This is a genomic window from Armatimonadota bacterium (genome assembly GCA_037138755.1).
Lineage (GTDB): Bacteria > Armatimonadota > Fimbriimonadia > Fimbriimonadales > Fimbriimonadaceae > Fimbriimonas.
Window position 1 is genome coordinate 1638911 of the sequence record JBAXHT010000001.1, and the last position, 17896, is coordinate 1656806.

14 protein-coding genes and 1 pseudogene are annotated in these 17896 nt (G+C 54.2%); 12 read left to right on the top strand and 3 right to left on the bottom strand.

The window, feature by feature from the left end; genetic code table 11:
- Positions 1-39 precede the first annotated feature (39 nt).
- Positions 40-1677, top strand: a complete 1638-nt coding sequence (locus WCK51_07800; GenBank protein ID MEI7576781.1) for a ribulokinase — start codon at positions 40-42, stop codon at positions 1675-1677.
- Positions 1674-2312 (top strand): L-ribulose-5-phosphate 4-epimerase, encoded by a 639-nt coding sequence (locus WCK51_07805; GenBank protein MEI7576782.1) that lies wholly within the window; start codon positions 1674-1676, stop codon positions 2310-2312. The genes WCK51_07800 and WCK51_07805 overlap by 4 nt, the downstream gene beginning before the upstream one ends.
- On the opposite strand, the gene WCK51_07810 is transcribed toward WCK51_07805, so the two are convergent.
- Together WCK51_07810 and WCK51_07815 are read right to left on the bottom strand one after the other, a co-directional pair.
- The gene (locus WCK51_07810) at positions 2313-2999 is read right to left on the bottom strand and encodes a response regulator transcription factor (protein ID MEI7576783.1); all 687 of its coding nucleotides are present in this window, start codon (positions 2997-2999) and stop codon (positions 2313-2315) included.
- Entirely contained in the window at positions 2996-4705 is a 1710-nt protein-coding gene (locus WCK51_07815; GenBank protein ID MEI7576784.1) for an ATP-binding protein, read from the bottom strand. Before WCK51_07815 ends, WCK51_07810 begins: the two co-directional genes overlap by 4 nt.
- 128 nt (positions 4706-4833) lie before the next feature.
- Here WCK51_07815 and WCK51_07820 point away from each other — a divergent pair, with 128 nt between their 5' ends.
- The 9 genes and pseudogenes from WCK51_07820 to WCK51_07860 all read left to right on the top strand — a co-directional run bounded on the left by WCK51_07820 (position 4834) and on the right by WCK51_07860 (position 14181).
- Entirely contained in the window at positions 4834-6180 is a 1347-nt protein-coding gene (locus WCK51_07820) for an HD domain-containing phosphohydrolase (GenBank protein MEI7576785.1), read from the top strand.
- A gap of 47 nt (positions 6181-6227) precedes the next feature.
- Positions 6228-6998: a TlpA disulfide reductase family protein gene (locus tag WCK51_07825; GenBank protein ID MEI7576786.1), complete on the top strand. Its 771-nt coding sequence runs from the start codon at positions 6228-6230 to the stop codon at positions 6996-6998.
- A gap of 39 nt (positions 6999-7037) precedes the next feature.
- Positions 7038-8507 carry a sugar ABC transporter ATP-binding protein gene (locus WCK51_07830; GenBank protein ID MEI7576787.1) on the top strand — a complete coding sequence of 490 codons (1470 nt, stop codon included), beginning with the start codon at positions 7038-7040 and terminating at the stop codon, positions 8505-8507.
- Complete coding sequence (locus WCK51_07835; GenBank protein MEI7576788.1) at positions 8504-9499, top strand: ABC transporter permease; 996 nt, start codon at positions 8504-8506, stop codon at positions 9497-9499. Before WCK51_07830 ends, WCK51_07835 begins: the two co-directional genes overlap by 4 nt.
- Complete coding sequence (locus WCK51_07840; protein ID MEI7576789.1) at positions 9496-10512, top strand: ABC transporter substrate-binding protein; 1017 nt, start codon at positions 9496-9498, stop codon at positions 10510-10512. Before WCK51_07835 ends, WCK51_07840 begins: the two co-directional genes overlap by 4 nt.
- A gap of 90 nt (positions 10513-10602) precedes the next feature.
- Positions 10603-11805: a hypothetical protein gene (locus WCK51_07845; protein MEI7576790.1), complete on the top strand. Its 1203-nt coding sequence runs from the start codon at positions 10603-10605 to the stop codon at positions 11803-11805.
- A 199-nt stretch (positions 11806-12004) separates the two neighbouring features.
- Positions 12005-12166 (top strand): annotated as a pseudogene (locus WCK51_07850) (prepilin-type N-terminal cleavage/methylation domain-containing protein).
- A 272-nt stretch (positions 12167-12438) separates the two neighbouring features.
- Positions 12439-12990, top strand: coding sequence for a hypothetical protein (locus tag WCK51_07855; GenBank protein ID MEI7576791.1), 552 nt, complete (start codon positions 12439-12441; stop codon positions 12988-12990).
- Between the two features lie 180 nt (positions 12991-13170).
- Entirely contained in the window at positions 13171-14181 is a 1011-nt protein-coding gene (locus WCK51_07860) for a prepilin-type N-terminal cleavage/methylation domain-containing protein (GenBank protein MEI7576792.1), read from the top strand.
- Positions 14182-14409: 228 nt separating this feature from the next.
- Here the strand turns inward: WCK51_07860 and WCK51_07865 are convergent, their stop codons facing one another.
- Positions 14410-16554 (bottom strand): family 20 glycosylhydrolase, encoded by a 2145-nt coding sequence (locus WCK51_07865; protein ID MEI7576793.1) that lies wholly within the window; start codon positions 16552-16554, stop codon positions 14410-14412.
- A 29-nt stretch (positions 16555-16583) separates the two neighbouring features.
- Between WCK51_07865 and WCK51_07870 the strand changes: the two genes are divergently transcribed.
- A complete protein-coding gene (locus WCK51_07870) occupies positions 16584-17888 on the top strand; it encodes an MFS transporter (GenBank protein ID MEI7576794.1) in 1305 nt (434 codons plus the stop codon).
- Positions 17889-17896 lie beyond the last annotated feature (8 nt).

A 17896-nucleotide genomic window follows, 5' to 3' on the forward strand; every position in this document is an offset into this window, starting at 1 on the left:
GGCCCGACATTTCCCGGCGAGAAGCCGGGAATAGCATTTATGAGCACCCAATACACCATCGGAGTCGATTACGGAACCAACTCGGTCCGAGCCCTGATCGTTGACATCAGCAACGGCGACGAGGTCGGCACTGGCGTCTGGGAGTATGAAACCGGGGAAGCTGGTGTTCATCTTGATCCCAATGACGTGCATCTGGCTCGTCAGAATCCGGCCGATTACCAAAAGGGGTTCTACGAGTCTGTGCGGCTGGCACTGGAGAATGCCGACCAAATTGATAAGAGCCAGATTATCGGGATTGGCGTCGATACCACTGGCTCGACGCCGTTACCAGTCGACGCCGAAGGTGTAGCTCTTGCGCTCAAGCCTGAGTTCAAAGGCAATCTCCACGCTATGGCGTGGCTATGGAAAGACCACACCGGCTACGCCGAAGCTGCCGAGATCACCGAAAAAGCCGTCGACTATCCCTATCTGAAGAAGTGCGGTGGAACCTACTCCTCGGAGTGGTTCTGGTCAAAAATTCTTCGCTGTAAGCGGGTTGCTCCCGAAGTTTTCGCGGCGGCTGACTCCTGGGTCGAGCTCCAGGATTACGTCCCCGCATGGCTAGTAGGGAAGTCCAAACCCGCCGAGATTCCCCGAGGAATCTGTGCCGCCGGGCACAAGGCCATGTACCACGAGGACTGGGGCGGCCTCCCCTCGGAGGAGTTTCTTTGCACGCTTGATCCCGCTTTGGTAGAGTTGCGGAAACGGCTGTTCGGCCGAACCTGTACTGCGGACCAACCAGCCGGAACTCTGCAACCAGAACACGCCGAAAGGCTCGGTCTTCCTCAAGGAGTTACCGTTGCGGTTGGAGCATTTGATGCTCACCTCGGGGCCGTTGGCTCCGGGGTTCGACCCGGAACACTTGTTAAGATCATGGGCACTAGCACCTGCGATGTCATGATCGGCGATGCGTTCACACCTGATATCCAGGGCGTATGCGGAGTTGTTCCCGGTTCCGTTGTTCCCGGATACATGGGAATTGAGGCGGGTCAAAGTGCGGTTGGCGACCTTTTCAATTGGCTGGTCAACCAGTTCGGCAGCGACCACGCAACCCTCAACCAAGAGGCGCTGAGGCTCAAGCCGGGAGAAAGCGGTCTCGTCGCGCTAGACTGGAACAACGGCAACCGGACCATCCTCGTCGATCCACTATTGACCGGGTTGATCGTCGGACAAACACTTCACACCACACGTGCTGAGGTCTACCGAGCGTTGATTGAAGCGACCGCTTATGGCTCCAAGAAAATCATCGACCAGATCGAGAAAGAAGGTGTCGCCATCAATGAAGTGATTGTGTGCGGAGGCATCGGTGAGAAGAGTCCTCTTACGATGCAAATCTACGCCGACATTTTGAACCGTCCGATCAAAACTAGCCGAAGTGCGCAGACATGCGCGCTCGGCTCGGCGATCATGGCAAGCGTTGCCGCTGGTGCCCATGAGAATGTTTTGTCGGCTATCCAGAGAATGACGGGAACCAAGGAGAAGGTCTATTTACCGTCTGTCGAGTCTGCGGCAACCTATCACAAGCTATACGAAATTTACTCTCTCCTTCACGACTCATTCGGCATATCGGGCACCAAAAATGACCTGAGTCAAGTCATGAAGCAACTGATCCAGATCCAAAAGGACGCCCTGAAATGACCCTTCGAGAGCGAGTTTGTAACGCAAATAGAATGCTGCCGAAGGCGGGATTGGTGACAATGCACAGCGGCAATGTCAGTGGGCTAGACCGATCAGCGGGAAGGTTGTACATCAAGCCAAGCGGGATGGACTACGACGCGATGATCCCTGCCGATATGGTCGAAGTTGATCTTGTATCCGGAGAAGCGATCCAGGGCCAGCGCAAGCCGAGCGTCGACCTTTCCCACCACATCTACCTCTTCAAAAACGACCCGTCGATCAACGCGGTGGTACATACCCATAGTAACTATGCAACGGCGTTCGCCGCCGCTCATCGCTCGATTCCGTGTGTACTGACTGCCATCAGCGACGAGTTCGGTGGCGAGATTCCCTGTGCCCCTTACATTGACAACGAGGGAGACCATATCGGAGAAGCAATTCTCAAACACCGAAGCCGTGGGCCAGCCATCCTGCTTGGAAACCACGGCGTCTTCGCGTGGGGCGAAACTGTAGAAAAGGCACTCAAAGCCGCAATCATGATCGAGGACGTCGCCAAAACCGTACACCTGAGTCTGCAGTTGGGCGCGCCGATTCCGATTGCCGAAGCGGAGGTTGAGAAGTGGTGGAACCGATATCACACTACCTACGGGCAGTAGCTAGCCCGAGGTCAGCCGGTAGCCAACTCCGCGAACGGTCTCGATCATGCGTAGCCCCGCTGCTTTTTCGAGCTTCGACCTTAGGCGGTAGACAAATACCTCCAGGCTGTTCGAGTTGAAGTCATCATCGTAGCCCCAGACTTGTTCAAACAAGGTCTCGCGCTCCAAGACGCGGCCCGAATTTGTTGCAAGCAAGTAGAGCAACTTGAACTCCAGGGAGGTGAGATGAACGGCGTGATCGTTTACTGAAACGGTTCGGCTCCCGAGGTCCATTCGCAAAGGCCCAACGGTGAGAACCTCATCCATTTTTGGTACGGCAGAATACTCCTCATGGCGGCGCAAGTTTGCCCGCACCCGAGCAATGAGCTCGCCAGCTTCGAATGGTTTCGTCAAGTAGTCGTCTGCACCGACTTCGAGGCCGATGACTTTGTCGGTCAGATCGGATCGGCTCGACAAAATCACAATCGGAAACCGCCACTTTTGTCGTATCCGCTTGCAAAGGGAGATTCCATCCTCATCTGGCAACCCCAAATCCAAGATCAGTAGGTCCGGAGCCGCTTCTGCAATTGCCAAGAAGCCTTCGCTTGCCGTCGAACTGAGTCGAACAGTGAACCCGCGCATTTCCAAAACTTGTCGGATGCTTCGTTGTAAAAACCGGTCGTCTTCGATTACAAGAATCTGGTTCATATCGCCCTCGGGAGCCTCACCGCAAAAACTGTTCCGCCCGCCCCAGAATCAACCACAATACTCCCCCCATGATCCTGAACAATGCACTGACAGCTGTAAAGGCCTAGACCGAAGCCATCAGGCTTGGTTGTGGAGAAAGGCTTGAATAGGCCCATTTTTAGCTCATCAGGGATCCCGCTACCTGTATCGCGCACGCGAATCTCGACTGCCGCTCCGTTTTCACCGTACTCAATCCAAACCTTTCCACCTTCTGGCGTCGCTTGAAGCGCGTTCATCAACAGGTTGACAAACAAGTGTTCAAGGCGACCCTCGTCTGCCTGTAAGACGACCGGCTCGCTTGGTTCTCCAACGATGAGTTCGACGTTTGAGATCGAAAACTGTGGCTCGATCAACTCAACCACCTTTGAGATTGTGTTCACGAGGTCGGTGTGCTCGCGAGCGACTTGGCTCGGTCGAGCGTAGCTCATCAACCGGTGAGCCAAGACTTGGAAGCGTGAAAGCGAGCCTTGAACCGACTCTGCCAATTCAGGTTCGAGCTCCGAAACCATATCGATCTGGAGGCTAGCGGAGGCAACAATGTTGCGGATGTCGTGAGCTACCGATGCGGCCAATGTTCCGGTGATCGCCAACCGCTCACTGTCGACCAACCTTTGTTGAGCGAGCATAAGCTCTGCGCTCTTGGCACTAAGCCTTGCCTCGAGCTGCAAGATTTGTTCTTGCCTCTCGACTTCGGCTCCGATGCGCCGGGCGAGGACTCCGAGGAAATCCAGGTCGTCGGGGTAAATCGTCTGATCCGAATGCGTGTCCAGGACACAGAAGGTTCCCATGATCTCGCCCGTCGATCGAAACAATGGGACCCCAGCATAACGTGTAAACCCGAGGCGCCCCGGAAGTAGTTCTGCAAGCCCTTCCCGCTCGGCGACGTTTTGGAAAGCCACCGGCTCGGCAGCAGCGATGCAAAACTGACAAAAAGAATCCTGTAAGGTGTTTCCAGTTAGTTCCGGCGCTCCCTCGGGGATGCCTGCAGCGGTGTGAAATCGAAGATATCCGCTATCCAGAATCGATACTAGCGCGAGTGCTCCATACATTTGAGAAACCTCATTTGCAATCGTCTGACAGATTTCTTGGGGGTCGGAGGCAAATAGGGAGGCAACTTTTCGTATAACTCTCAACTGGCCTCTGCGCCTATGCAAGTCAGTGACGTCCAGGAAGGTCCAAAGGCGACCACTCACCGTGCCGTTCGCGTCGCGAACCGGGGCCGTTGTGCGGCGCAGGACTTGAACGGGGGACCTAAGTGTCAAGAGGTCTTCGGCTTCGTACTCCGAGTCTGCATAGACCGCCTCCAGATTCTCTTCCCAAGCTTCGTAGTCCGTAATTCGAACAGAGACTCGTTGCCTGACCTCGCTCGGATCGTGATGCACAACCATTTCAGGATCCAAGCCGAACAGCTTTCCGAACTGAAGATTGCAAACCATCGCCCGGTGGTCAAGATCGGTGAGCAAAATGCCGTAATCCACAGCACCAAGCACGGCGATTAGGGATTGCTCGAGCTCATCTGCAGTTTCGTATCGGGTCGAAATCTGTTGGTTTTCTTGCATCATGCTGTGAAACCGTGCCCAGTCTGGGAGTTCCTGACAGGATACGACATCGGAGGAGGTGACAACCTGGTCGGTAGGGATGCCCATGGCAAAGATCGTAGAACTCATTAACTCAACTGAACCAACAAACCACTGTAAGCTTCAATCCTGAACAAAGCCTGAATACCGACTGAGTGGGGCATAAATGTTTCTCTGAGCACTTTCCGAAATGGAATCGTGAACCGAAAATATGAGAGATGACGGATCGACCATCGAAGGCGCATATTCTTGGTGCGTTGAGCCAAGCCCTGGACTTAGTCGAAGGTCAGCCCGAAGGTCACGCGCTTCGGACCGCAAAACTCGCGCTTCGGATTGCAAGTGAGTTGAAACTCTGCGAAACCGACAAGGAGGACCTCTACTTCGCGGCGGTGCTCAAGGATTCCGGCTGCTCCAACAACGCCGTCCGCATCCAAAAGATGTTTGGCGGCGATGAGTTTCTTGCTAAGCAAAAAGTAAAGTTGGTCGACTGGACTTCCAATATCGAGTCCATCAAGTTTGCGATTGCGCAGACGGAAGCCGGGAATACCGTCGGAGCAAAGCTGCGTCGACTGGCTCAAAATCTGGGACATCCGACCAAAGTGATGGATGAAGTGACAGAGGCAAGATGCACCCGCGGCGCAATGATTGCGAAAATGCTGGGGCTAAACTCCGAAGTCGCCGCCGCGATCCAGGCTCTGGATGAACACTGGGACGGCCACGGGTCGCCCTATAAGCTCGAAGGGAAGAGCATCCCGTTGCTCGCACGCATCCTTTGCTTTTGCCAAACCTTCGAAGTTTTCTTTCAGAGTTTCGGACTCAACGCCGCGTATGAGATGGCGGCGGAACGGAACCAAAAGTGGTTCGACCCCGAAGTGGTTCGCGCCTGCCGTGCAATTTCGACCGACCTAAGATTCTGGAGTTCTTTTGATGATCTGGGCGAGCTTCAGAGTCAAGTTGCCGAATACCAAGAAGCGGCGATTGACGCCGATATCGACGGGATCGCCGAAGCGTTTGCTCTCATCATCGACGCCAAATCCAGCTTTACCGCCGAGCATAGCACTCGAGTAGCTCGCTACGCCGTCCAACTCGGACGCCACATGGATCTTTCGCCCGAGACGGTCAAGCTGCTGCATCGCGCTGGGCTACTCCACGACATCGGGAAGCTGGGAATTTCAACCGCGATTCTCGAGAAGCCAGGAAAACTTGAACCGGAAGAGTTCGATCAGATCAAGCTTCACCCTAAGTACAGCGACCTGATCTTACGCCGGATTCCTACGTTTGAGGCGATTGCCGACTTAGCTTCCACTCACCACGAACGGATCGATGGAAAGGGATATTGGCGCGGACTCGGTGCCGAACAGCTCAGCCTAGCCTCGCGGATCATGACGGTCAGCGATGTCTTCGACGCCCTCAGCGCAAACCGTCCCTACCGGGAAGCCCTTCCCCTCGAGACGATCTTCCGAATCATGGATCGCGATGCAGGGACCGCTTTTGATCCGGATTGCATCGCTTCTTTGAAAGAAATCTATGCCGGGTATGAAACGTCGTTGCCGATCGCCGCTTAATGGGGCAAGGGAACCTCTCGGAAGGAGATTCTCGTATCGTTTTGGAAATGAAGTACTTGCTAGCGTTTGCCCCCCTGCTCATCAGCGCGATCTCTCAGGCCGAGACCGTTTCAGGGACGCTGGTTGAAATCTCTAAGACAGATGTGACAGTAAATATCGGTGGCAAAAGCCGCATTTTCAGGTTCACGAATGCAACCCAAATCCTGGACACCCAGGGCAACCCGGCAAGCCTCAAGAACCTAACAAGAATCGGCTTCTATGGGTCCAAGAATCTGAAAGCACTGACTACCGTAGTCGATTACGATGGGACAACCGTCAAGCGCGTACGGCTGCCCCTGCAAATTGTCAAGACCATCCGAAAAGCTGATGTTTCCGCGCTCAACCCAAAGAGCCTCGTCGGGCGCGACCTCTCGAAAGAAGCACTTTCGATGACCGATGGGACGAAGTTTTCGATCGCGGCGAATCGTGGAAAGGTGATTCTCCTCGACTTCTGGGCCACCTGGTGCGGACCGTGCCTCGCCGCGAGTCCGTCGATTGCCAGCCTCGCGAAGGAGTTCCGAGAAGTTCGTGTCATTGGCGCGAACTGCTCGTTTGCCAAGGGAGACACCCGGGCCAAAGCCCAATCGGTCGGTGGAAAACACGGGTACCCAATCGCCTACAATGCCGATGCGTTAGCGAAGAGTCTTGGTGCGACTTCGATTCCGTTGTTCGTAGTCATTGGAAAAGATGGAAAGATATGCGGAGCCATCACGGGGTTTAGTGGAGATTCCACTAAGGAGCAAATTAGGCGGCTCATTCGACAATCGTTAGTGAAATGAATGTCCAGGGCAAGTTCCAGCGGGTAACGTTTTCCCCAGATGATCGAGGCGACCGGACTGACGAAGGCTTTTGGCACCAATGTCGCTCTCGACGCGTTTGATATCACTATCCAAGCCGGTGAGATCATCGGTGTCATTGGGGAAAACGGGGCCGGAAAGAGCACTTTCATGAAGCTCCTCAGTGGAGTTCACCGGCCCTCCGGAGGCTCAATATCGATCCACAACGAGATCCAAACGTTTGCCACCCCAAGGGAAGCGATCGCCAAAGGGATCGCGATGGTTCACCAAGAACTCAACCTCATCCCCACACTGAGTGTCGCCGATAACATTTTTTTGGGCCGAGAAAAAGGAAGTGTTACGGTCAACCGAAAGGACACGGACTCAGAAGCCGCCGAGCTCCTGAAGCTAGTCGGTGCAAGTTTCGGCCCCGAAACCCTCTGCGGCGATCTCTCTGTCGCCCAACAGCAACTCGTCGAAATCGCAAAAGCGATCAGCCAGAAGCCTAAGCTCATCATCTTTGACGAACCCACGGCCGTTCTCGGTGAACAAGAATCACTCGAGCTTTTTGCCCTAATTCGTGGACTCAAAGACCAAGGCGTCGCCGTACTCTACGTCTCACACCGGCTTCCCGAAATCCTTTCGCTCACCGACCGGCTCGTGGTGCTCAGGGATGGAGTCAAAGTCGGGGAGTACCAGACCCAAGGCCAGACGGAGAGTTCACTAGCCGACTTGATGGTCGGGCGTCCGCTGGCGGACATCTTCCCTTCGGGGACCCCAGACGTTTCGCCTGAGATCGCTCTCGAAATTCAAAACCTCTCCTCCTTACCGCTTGTCAAAGACATCTCCCTCACCCTGCATCGAGGCGAAATCTTAGGCATTGCTGGTCTCATTGGCTCCGGGCGAACCGAGTTTGCCGAGGCATTAGTCGGCCTTCGACCGGGTGCTGTGGAGCACATTGGTCCAATTAGGCCGATCAAGAGTTACCAAGAAGCGATCTCCCAAGGCATTGTCTACATCTCTGAAGATCGAAAAGGCAAGAGCCTGGTCACCACGATGTCCATCCGTGACAACATTTGTCTGGCTGCTCTCCGTGTCCTGAAAGGCAAATTGATTCAGCAAGAAACCACGAAGACTTGGATCGAAAAGCTCGGCATCAAAGTCGCGGACATGGAACTCCCGATGACCAGCCTGAGCGGCGGAAACCAGCAGAAGTGCGCCATCGCGAAGTGGCTAGCGGTGAACCCAAAGATTCTCATCCTCGACGAACCCACACGAGGGGTTGATGTCGGAGCAAAGGCGGAAATCTACTCGCTGATCGCCAAGCTCGCCCAGGAAGGAATGTCTTGCATCGTGATTTCATCCGAAATGCCTGAAATCATTGGCCTCTGTCACCGCGCGCTCGTTTTCCGAGACGGGCGAGTTGAAGGCGAACTTCAACAAAACGAACTCACCGAAGCCAACATTATGCGACTAGCCGCCGGAATAAAGGAAGGAGTAAAGGCCGCTTGAAATTTCTCAAAAACAACCAAGCCCTCGTCGCGCTGGCGGCAATGTATATCATCTATGTGCTCATTGATGTGATCTTCTGGAAGAAAGGCGTTGCCACCGATCCCCAGAACCTGCGAAACATCCTAAGCCAAAACTCGTACACGGGCATCATCGCTGTCGGCATGACGCTGGTCATCATCGGCGGCGGAATCGACCTCTCGGTCGGTTCTTTGATGGGCCTCCTCGGGGTCTTGAGTATTCTCGCGCTGAACAAGCCCGCCGATGATCCAGCGAAGACGATAGCCGCGATTGTCGTCGGCATCGGGGCCGGCGCCCTCATCGGATTCGCCAACGGAGTCATCATCACGTGGGGCAAAATCGCTCCATTTGTCGCGACTCTTGCCGGTCTAGTAGGCTTCCGCAGTCTCGCTCTTGCGCTGACGGATGCGCGCTCGCTTACGGCAAGTAGCAAGGATCTCTACCCAGGTCTGGCCCAAGGCGGCATCCCTATTCCTGGAGCAGTTGATGCCGCAGGACGACCACTGCTGGCTCACTGGCCAATATTCATCTTCCTGATTATCGCGGCGATTAGCTCTTGGATTTTGAACCGAAGCGTTTATGGACGAAGGCTGATTGCAGTGGGAGCAAACGAGACCGCCGCCATCTATTCAGGCATCCGTTCTAATCAGATCAAGGTGGTTGCCTATACGATTCTCGGCATCTGCACCGGAATCGCTGCCGTCCTCCAAGGCTCCCGACTCACTGGCGCCGACCCCGCATCCCTCGGCCAAATCGTCGAACTCGACGCCATCGCCGCCGTTGTGATAGGCGGAACAAGCCTCAATGGCGGAAAGGGACAAATCTGGTCCACCGTCATTGGCGTATTGATTTTAGGACTCATCAGCAATATTCTTGTTATAAGCAGCATCAATCCTAACTGGCAGGGCTGTGTGAAAGGTGTTATCATTCTTCTTGCAGTTCTGATTCAACGCGGACAGAAATCAACCTCATGAAATCACGAAACCTACTCAAATTCGGCCTCATCGCCGCCGCCGCTCTGATGGTCTTCGGATGCGGATCGGGCAATGCCGCTTCTGGCGACACCTCCTCCGCTTCCACCGCTCCGGCTCCGACGGCAGAAGGTAAGAAGCTCAAGATTGGCGTCTCGATCCCATCTGCCGACCACGGCTGGACGGGCGGCGTCAAGTACTGGGCTGAGCAGGAGATGAAGAAGCATCCTGAAATCGAGTGGGTGTACCAAACCGCCGACAACCCGGCCAAGCAGAACGAAAGCCTCGACGCGATGCTCGCGCAAAAGATTGACGGTCTTGTCATCCTTGCCCACGCCAGCGAACCGCTGACGCCGAAGGCGAAGGAGCTTCACGATGCAGGGGTCTTCATCGTTAACGTTGATCGCGGTTTCACCGAGCCGATCGCCGATATTTTTCTTGCTGGAGACAACAAGGCATTCGGTCGAATTTCCGCCGAGTTCATCGCCAAGCAGCTCAACGGTAAGGGCAATGTGCTCGTTCTGGAAGGCGTTGCTTGCAACGTCAACACCGACCGCGTTGAAGCCGCCAAAGAAGTTTGGGCAAAGAATCCTGGGATCAAGGTTCTCGACAGCCAACAAGCCGACTGGAACCAACAAAAAGCGTTTGAAAAGATGCAGACCATGCTCGTCAAGCACAAAGAAGTCAACGCGATCTGGGCGGCTGACGACGACATGGCTCTCGGTGCCGAAAAGGCCCTCAAGGAAGCTGGACGAGACAAGAATATTTTCATTCTCGGCGGCGCTGGTATGAAGGATATCGTCAAGCGAGTGATGGACGGAGACCCAATGTTCCCTGGCGATGTGACCTACCCTCCCAGCATGATTGCAAAGGGAATCGAGCTTGCGGTTAAGACGATGACCGGCAAGACTAAAGAAGAGCTTAAGGCTTGGAAATCAACCAACGAATCCGTTCCTATCGAGCTGATCGAAAAAGCGAACGCCAAGAACTTTTACTTCCCTGATTCAATCTATTAAGACTGATCCACACTTGTCCCCTGCAGAACTCTGTTCAGCAGGGGACTCTATCTTTGAGCCGACGTAATTCGGTTTCTTAACACGCTAAAAATGTTAAAGCCGACAGCGATTCTTGTTCTTATCTCTTCTGTTTCGATCTGTTTCGCTCAGGATGACCTTTCCAAGCAGCGGCAAGCGCTCGAGAAGCAATTGCTGGACTACACTTTAGCCTCGAATAGCACGGAAGCAACCTTTGCCGACGAGATTGCAGAACTCAAAAGGCAGATTGAAGCTCTCAACAAGAAGCTGAACGCACCAAACCTTGAGCAAACGAACCATGGGTGGTTTAGTGGCTTCCTACATACGCAGTTCACGAGTATCCAGAGCAACGGCAATACGACTGCAGACTTCAGAAATCGGCGAACTCGTCTGATTTACAACCACATTGGCGATAGCCGTACGCTGGGGCGCTTTAGCGTCGAGTTCAATACGGGCGTTAACCAAACATCAGCCCAAGTCCGCGACGCATTTATCCAATACAAACCGGCGACCTATCTTGCAAAGAGTGGGCCTAGCTACACAATCGGTCAGCAGAATACGCCACTCGGTTACGAGATCTCTTACGCAAGCTTTGCGCGAACTTGGCCCGAGCGAGCTTTATACAATCAGACCTATCACGCTGGTGAGCGAGGGCGAGGCGTGCTGTACCAAAACGGAGATAGCAGCAACTACTGGTTCGCGGGCCTCTGGTCATCATTAACCGTTAACGACATCGAAGCGGTCACGAACACCCGGGGACCTGCGGGCGAAACCGGTCCTGTCGCCGGGGTACACGTCAAGGCGGGAGCATGGGAAGGTGGGCTCTCCGCCATCAGCACCAGAAGACCACGGTTTGTAAGCGGGGCAACCGATCTTGCGACGGATGATCGCAAGTTCTCCTACTTCGATCTGCGCTACCATCCGACGAAGTCGAAGTTCGACCTACGCTCCGAGGTGATGCGAGGAAAGGATCGGATCCCCGGACAGAACTACCTAGCCACCGAAACCGGCGGCTACCACGTCTCGATTGATTACAAGCTGAACAAGATCGACACATTCGTGCTGCGCCACGAAGAATGGGATGCCGATACATCGCTGAGCGGTGGACTGACGACACTGAACGGAATCGCCTACATCCGAGACGTGAGCCAATTCCTGCGGCTCAGCGTTGCTTGGCAATGGAATACTCAACTTGGACAAGCAACGGGGACTCCAGCGAACGCTCCGATCAATAGCATCCAACAGCTTACGCTGCGTGCCCAGTTTAAGTTTTGATGCCATTCCAGACCTTTCGAGGGTTCCCTCCATAAAAACGAAGGCTTACGGATCAGCCTGAGAAAAGTTGCAGGCTAATGTTAAGAGTATATTAATAAGATGTTATCATTCAGTTAAGGTCCTGAATTGGAGTGGAAAATGTTATGTGCTGGTTTGGTTGCGGAACTTTTGAGGTCCGAAACTAGGAGCACTTATTTCCATGAAAAAGGCATTTACCCTCATCGAGTTGCTGGTCGTTATCGCGATCATCGCTATCCTCGCCGCTATCCTCTTCCCAGTCTTTGCACAAGCCAAAGAAGCAGCTAAGAAGAGCGCAGACCTCAGCAACATGAAGCAGATCGGCACTTCCATGGCGATCTATCTCGCTGATTCCGACGACGTCTACCCTTCGGCTTACTACTACAACAACGACGCTTCTTCGGCCGGCGGGTATACCCACTGGTCTGGCATGATCATGCCATACGTGAAGAACCTTCAGATCTTCGTTTCACCAGTCGATAGGGTCGGCGGACTTGCTCCTACCAACTTCATCAACAACAACGGTGGATACGGCGCTCCTTCAGGTCAGGTCACCCAAAACCCAGTTCAGGACAACCAGGCACCTCGCTCAGCTACACTGCAAACGCGGCTATCATGCCACGAAAGCGACGAACGATCGACCCGTCGACCGTTGTCAGCGCAACCGCACCTGAAAACTCGGCAAACATCATCCTGCTGGCTCCTCTGACAGACGTTGTTGGTGCAATTGCTGACACTTCCATTGCTTCTGGCGCTGCGTTCAAGTCGCACCGATCCACCAACGCCTTCCTCAATACGTTGAACAACACCAGCGGTCGATACGTCGGTGAAGTTGCTACCTCAGGTGGCGGAGACGTTGGAGCTGCTCAGTACTTCGCAATCACCGAAGCCCTCGCTCGAGATGCCTTCAACAACACGGCCAACCTTGCACTCGGTTCTTCGAACCCATACACCCACCTTACCTACACCCAGCCAAGCCGATTCAACAAGGTAACTGGCGACCTGATCGGTGGAAACGCAAACTACACCTACGCAGACACCCACGCGAAGAACGCTAAGCTCAGCACCACGCTCCGCCAAGACAACTTCCAATGGGGTACCCGCAACTATGGTGGCGGCGGTGGAATCATCGTCAAAACCGATGGCGTGACCCAAGTCGGTGGCTAAGCTCCGTTCGTAAGCCATTTCGATTAATCCCCCGGCCTTGGCTGGGGGATTGTTTTTAACATTCAGTTAAAACCAATAATCAAAGATTAAGAGAACGTTAAGAAGTGAGTTCATGCTAAATCATATCATCGCGCGCTGATGATATGACTTGAGTTAGCGACGAATTGGAATCTGATACTCATGAAAAAGGCATTTACCCTCATCGAGCTGCTGGTCGTTATCGCGATCATCGCTATTCTAGCTGCAATCCTCTTCCCAGTTTTCGCGCAAGCCAAGCTTGCTGCCAAGAAGGCCGCTGACCTCAGCAACGTCAAGCAGATGAGCCTCGGCATCATCATGTACTCGGGCGACACCGACGACACTTATCCTTCCGCATATTTCCACCGAGCTTTCAATCCAGCTCTCGGCGGAGTCACTGGTGGTTACATCCACTGGTCCGGAATGATCATGCCTTACGTAAAGAACAACCAGCTGTTCGTTTCACCAGTCGACTCAATCGGCGGAAACGCTCCAACCTGCTTTGCAAGTGCCAACAACAACAGCGGAGCTGGTGCTCCAGCCGGACAGAATGCAAACATCTGTGCAGCCGGATTCCCAGGCGCTCCTTCAGCGGGCGGCTTCATCTTCGATGAGCAAGTTCCCCGACTCTCCTACACCGTTAACTCGGCAATCATCCCACGCCTCCGAAACATCGCAGACGTCACCCGAGGTATCACCGTTGTCAGCCAGACCGCTCTGGACAGCCCTGCCAACACGATTCAGCTTGCTGGTCTGATTGATAACAACAACTGTCTCAACGGCCAGTCGATCAGCGGAACGTCACGAAACAGCTCGCACCGATCGACCAACGCGTTGACCAGTAACGGCGTGGCTGGACAGTACTTCGGATCGGCTGAAGATGCAGGTGGAGTTCGACCAGCGAACATCTTCGCGATCGACTTCAACGTCGCTCGAACTCAGATGACTGACTGCCGAACCACTCCTCTCACGTCACGACCGTTGATCACGTACCACTCAGGTTTCCGATTCAACAACCAGGGTGACAACTACGGATTTGCTGATGGTTCGGCTAAGTACCGACCGTTCGCTCAGACCCTCGCTCCAAACAACTTCCAGTGGGGCGCTCGCGTCTTCACCGATGGTGGAGCACAGGTCCTCAACCCAGTCAACGGACTCCCCGTAACCAACTAAGGCTCGTCGAACTGAAAAGCCCTCCTCGATATTATCGGGGAGGGCCTTTTTGTTGCCACTTGTAAACGTAGGGGCTTTCGTTCCGCGCGGATACGACATCAATCACATCGACTACTGATGAGTCTGAAACCGGCTCACCGAAGCCATTCCACACTTCGAACTTGCCCCTCGCTTCACACCCGAAGCCAAGGCCCAAACTGAAATGCAACGAGTGAAACGTCAAAAAAACTATCGACTGAACCAACTCTCAGGCACTGGTTGCCGTTTCAAACCGTTCCCCTCCACTTCGAGCCGCCGCGAAGATGCCCCACCTGCCTCAAAGTAGCGCAGGTCAAATTCATAAATCCCATCCGCGACCTCGATTCCAACCGACTTGGTCGATTCGGCATGGCCCAAGTCGTGGTTGATGACCTTGATCCCGTTCAGACGCAAGACGGCCCCATCGTCTGAGGTCAGGAAAAGTTTGAACTTGCGACCTGGGAATCGAATCCGACCGGTGAATCGCAAGCCGTAGTTGTTGGCTCGAGGACGGGCGACCAGGCTAATCTGCGAAGCAACCCCCGAGCCCTTCGGCGAGAGCTCGTCGAAGTCAGAGCACGACTTAAACGTTCCTTCCCAGAAAGACACATTCAAGCCAGGCTGACCGACGCCAGAGGGCAATGGGTTCACTCGATCCGAGCGGTAAAGCTCGGCAATGTCGCCAAGCGAACCATCCCGACGCTTGTGGGCCAGATACAGACCCTTGTTGGCCGGAATCTCTTGGGTTACCAGTTGTGCCCACTGAGCAGCCGGAGCCTGGGGATCGGTTTGAACAAAGACTGGACGACTGAACTGTAAACCAGAGTACACCACGGGTGTCTTGCTGAAAATGAACGAAGTCTCGACCGCAGGCTCTTCTAGGTAGTAGTTGATACCCATCTGTTCAAGCATCGGATAAGAAGCGTCAACACGCTTCGAGAACGCTGCATAGTCTTTGGGGGCGGAAGACCACAGAACTTCAGACATTGCCAGCATGCGTGGCCAGACCATAAGGTCATAGCGGCGGATATCAGGGATCCACTCTGTCCAAACGTTGGCCTGACCACCGAGAATCTTTTCAGACTCCTTCGGCGTTAGACCGGCAGGCACCGGGTCCCAGCTGTATACATGCTCGGTTGAAGTCGAAGCGTAAGCAAAATCGAAGTAGCAGTGAGATGTTGGAGTCATCACCACTTCATGCCCCGACTTAGCGGCCGCCACGCCACCTTCGATTCCTCGCCAGGACATCACCGTTGCATTCGGAGCCAAGCCGCCCTCCAAAATCTCGTCCCATCCGATCATGCTCCGACCGTTGGAGTTGATGATCTTTTCGATGCGTCGAATGAAGTAGCTCTGAAGCCCGTTCTCATCCTTAAGCATTTCCTCCCTAATTCGAGCCTGGCAGTCCGGGCACTCTCGCCACCATTTCTTATCAACCTCGTCACCGCCGATATGAATCCATTGCGAAGGGAACATCTCGAAGACTTCGTTGAGAACATCCTCAAGGAACTGAAAAGTTTGATCCTTCCCCGCGCAGTAAACATTGGTCGTCCACGTGTTGTCGGGATACTTCTTGGCGTCCCGACAGCCAAGGGAAGGGAAGGCGTGAATGCTAGGAAGCGTGTGTCCCGGCATCTCAATCTCCGGGACAACCGTGATGCCCCGTTCGGTGGCGTAGGCAACTACCTCGCGAATATCTTGCTTCGTGTAGAACCCACCGTAGGCTTTTGTGTCGCCGGTCAAGTTGATCTTTGAATAGCTCCAGGGTTCTTCCTTACGGTAGGCACCCTTCTTGGTGAGTTCTGGATACCGGTCCAGCGCGATTCGCCAACCTCCATCGTCCACCAAATGCCAGTGAAACCGGTTGAGTTTGTACCTCGCCATCTGGTCGAGGCTCCGCTTAACTTCGGCAACGGTGAAGAAGTGCCTCGAAACATCAAGATGCCAACCCCTCCAACTGAACCGTGGTTTGTCCTCGATGCGGTAGCCAAGAATCTTGTTCTGGGTCGTGAGTTGCCGCAGAGTTTCGACCGCATAGAGGGCCCCTGTAGGATCGCCATAGGCAATATCGACTCGATTCTTCGCGACGTTGAGAACGTACTGTTCCGGCTTGAAGGATGGTTCGCGACGAAAGTTAACTTGGTTGACGGCGCGAGTTGGCGCAGCACTGAGAGTGAACGCTGGAAAAATACCTTTGAGTTCGGAGGTGGCAAAAAGTGTCGCGTCGGCATTGATTCGCGTGTCAGCTTTGACTTCAAACGGCTCGACCGAAATGACCTTTTGACTCTGGGGTAAAGGAATCAAAGGAGGAACTTCGGGGGCAAAAGCAGCCACGGCAAAAGCGACGCCAAACATTGACTGATTTTATGTCTAAAATGAACGCAATGTCGCGCTTTCTCCGCCTGTTCCTGCTCATGTTTTTGGAATACGCGATCTGCGGAGCGTACGCACCGACGGTGGCGGTTTACTTCCAAAACGGGGGTCAGGGAGGCATGAATGCCACGGGGCTCCAGATTGGCGCGCTCTTCATGCTGATGCCGCTGGCAACGATCTTTATGCCTCCGATCTTCGGCTCCATGGCAGATCGGTACGTCCGGACTGACCGGCTGCTTGGACTCCTTCATTTGCTGTCCGGACTGACGCTCTACGCCGCCGCAAAGCAAACTCGGTTTGAACTGGCGGTTGTCTGCCTCGGTCTCCATGCGCTGCTATACGCTCCCACGGTAGCGCTGGCTAACTCTCTCGTTTTCGCCCACGTGGACGATCACCACCGGCAATTCACTCCGATCCGAATTGCTGGAACAATCGGTTGGATGTCTGCAGGACTCGGACTCTCACTTTGGCGCCTAAAGTTCAACGCCCCCGTTGGCGATCTCTTTCTTTTAGGAGCCGCGCTAAGCGTACTCCTAGGAGCCTTTTCGCTTTTGCTGCCTGCAACCCCGCCGACCAGAGCATCGAGTAGTCGCTTCGCGTTCGGGAAAGCCGTTACTCTGCTCAAGAACCCAAGCTTTATGGCGCTAGTTGTCGTGGGAACGGTGGCCTCAGCGATGTGGGACTTCTACTACCAATTCGCAGGAGGTTTCCTGAGTTCGCCAACGACCCAAGCCCTGAAGGCAGCTCTGCCAGAAAGCTATTTCAATCCTGGTGCGGCTGGCCTTGGAATTCCTCTTAGCAAGCTTTCGGCTTTCATGACGATCGCCCAAGTCGGCGAGCTTTTGATGATGCTGTGGTTGCCATGGTTGATCCGAAAGTTAGGCATCAAGTGGGTGCTCGCGCTCGGCCTCGCGGCGTGGCCGATCCGGTACGCCCTATTCGTCTTCTTTCCCTCATCGAGTCCTGCGCTGATCGGGCTGTTTATCCATGGCTTTTGTATCCCATGCTTCCTGATCGCAGGATTCATGTACACGGAGCAGGTCGCTCCTCCCGACATAAGAGCCTCGGCTCAGTCGCTGTTTTTGGTTTTAACTCAGGGAGTTGGCAGAGTCATAGGCGCGTTGATGGCCGGGTATTCGCAGCAAGTGAATACGACCAACTTGCCTTCGAAGATATCGGTGCCGGGTTCAACCGACATCAGCAAACTGGTCGACTGGCAAGCAATGTTTATCGTCCCGTTAGGAGTTGGGTTGGCTTGCGCTCTAGTGTTTCCTTTTGTCTTCAAAGTAAACAATAAAAACGAACTTGCGTCTTAGGTGGTAAC

Bases quoted from the DNA above. Each gene is read 5' to 3' on its own strand.
- WCK51_07805 (MEI7576782.1), top strand. From the start codon at position 1,674: ATGACCCTTCGAGAGCGAGTTTGTAACGCAAATAGAATGCTGCCGAAG.
- WCK51_07870 (MEI7576794.1), top strand. From the start codon at position 16,584: ATGTCGCGCTTTCTCCGCCTGTTCCTGCTCATGTTTTTGGAATACGCG.
- WCK51_07815 (MEI7576784.1), bottom strand. From the start codon at position 4,705: ATGAGTTCTACGATCTTTGCCATGGGCATCCCTACCGACCAGGTTGTC.
- WCK51_07800 (MEI7576781.1), top strand. From the start codon at position 40: ATGAGCACCCAATACACCATCGGAGTCGATTACGGAACCAACTCGGTC.
- WCK51_07865 (MEI7576793.1), bottom strand. From the start codon at position 16,554: ATGTTTGGCGTCGCTTTTGCCGTGGCTGCTTTTGCCCCCGAAGTTCCT.
- WCK51_07820 (MEI7576785.1), top strand. From the start codon at position 4,834: ATGACGGATCGACCATCGAAGGCGCATATTCTTGGTGCGTTGAGCCAA.
- WCK51_07830 (MEI7576787.1), top strand. From the start codon at position 7,038: ATGATCGAGGCGACCGGACTGACGAAGGCTTTTGGCACCAATGTCGCT.
- WCK51_07840 (MEI7576789.1), top strand. From the start codon at position 9,496: ATGAAATCACGAAACCTACTCAAATTCGGCCTCATCGCCGCCGCCGCT.
- WCK51_07825 (MEI7576786.1), top strand. From the start codon at position 6,228: ATGAAGTACTTGCTAGCGTTTGCCCCCCTGCTCATCAGCGCGATCTCT.
- WCK51_07810 (MEI7576783.1), bottom strand. From the start codon at position 2,999: ATGAACCAGATTCTTGTAATCGAAGACGACCGGTTTTTACAACGAAGC.
- WCK51_07855 (MEI7576791.1), top strand. From the start codon at position 12,439: ATGCCACGAAAGCGACGAACGATCGACCCGTCGACCGTTGTCAGCGCA.
- WCK51_07845 (MEI7576790.1), top strand. From the start codon at position 10,603: ATGTTAAAGCCGACAGCGATTCTTGTTCTTATCTCTTCTGTTTCGATC.
- WCK51_07860 (MEI7576792.1), top strand. From the start codon at position 13,171: ATGAAAAAGGCATTTACCCTCATCGAGCTGCTGGTCGTTATCGCGATC.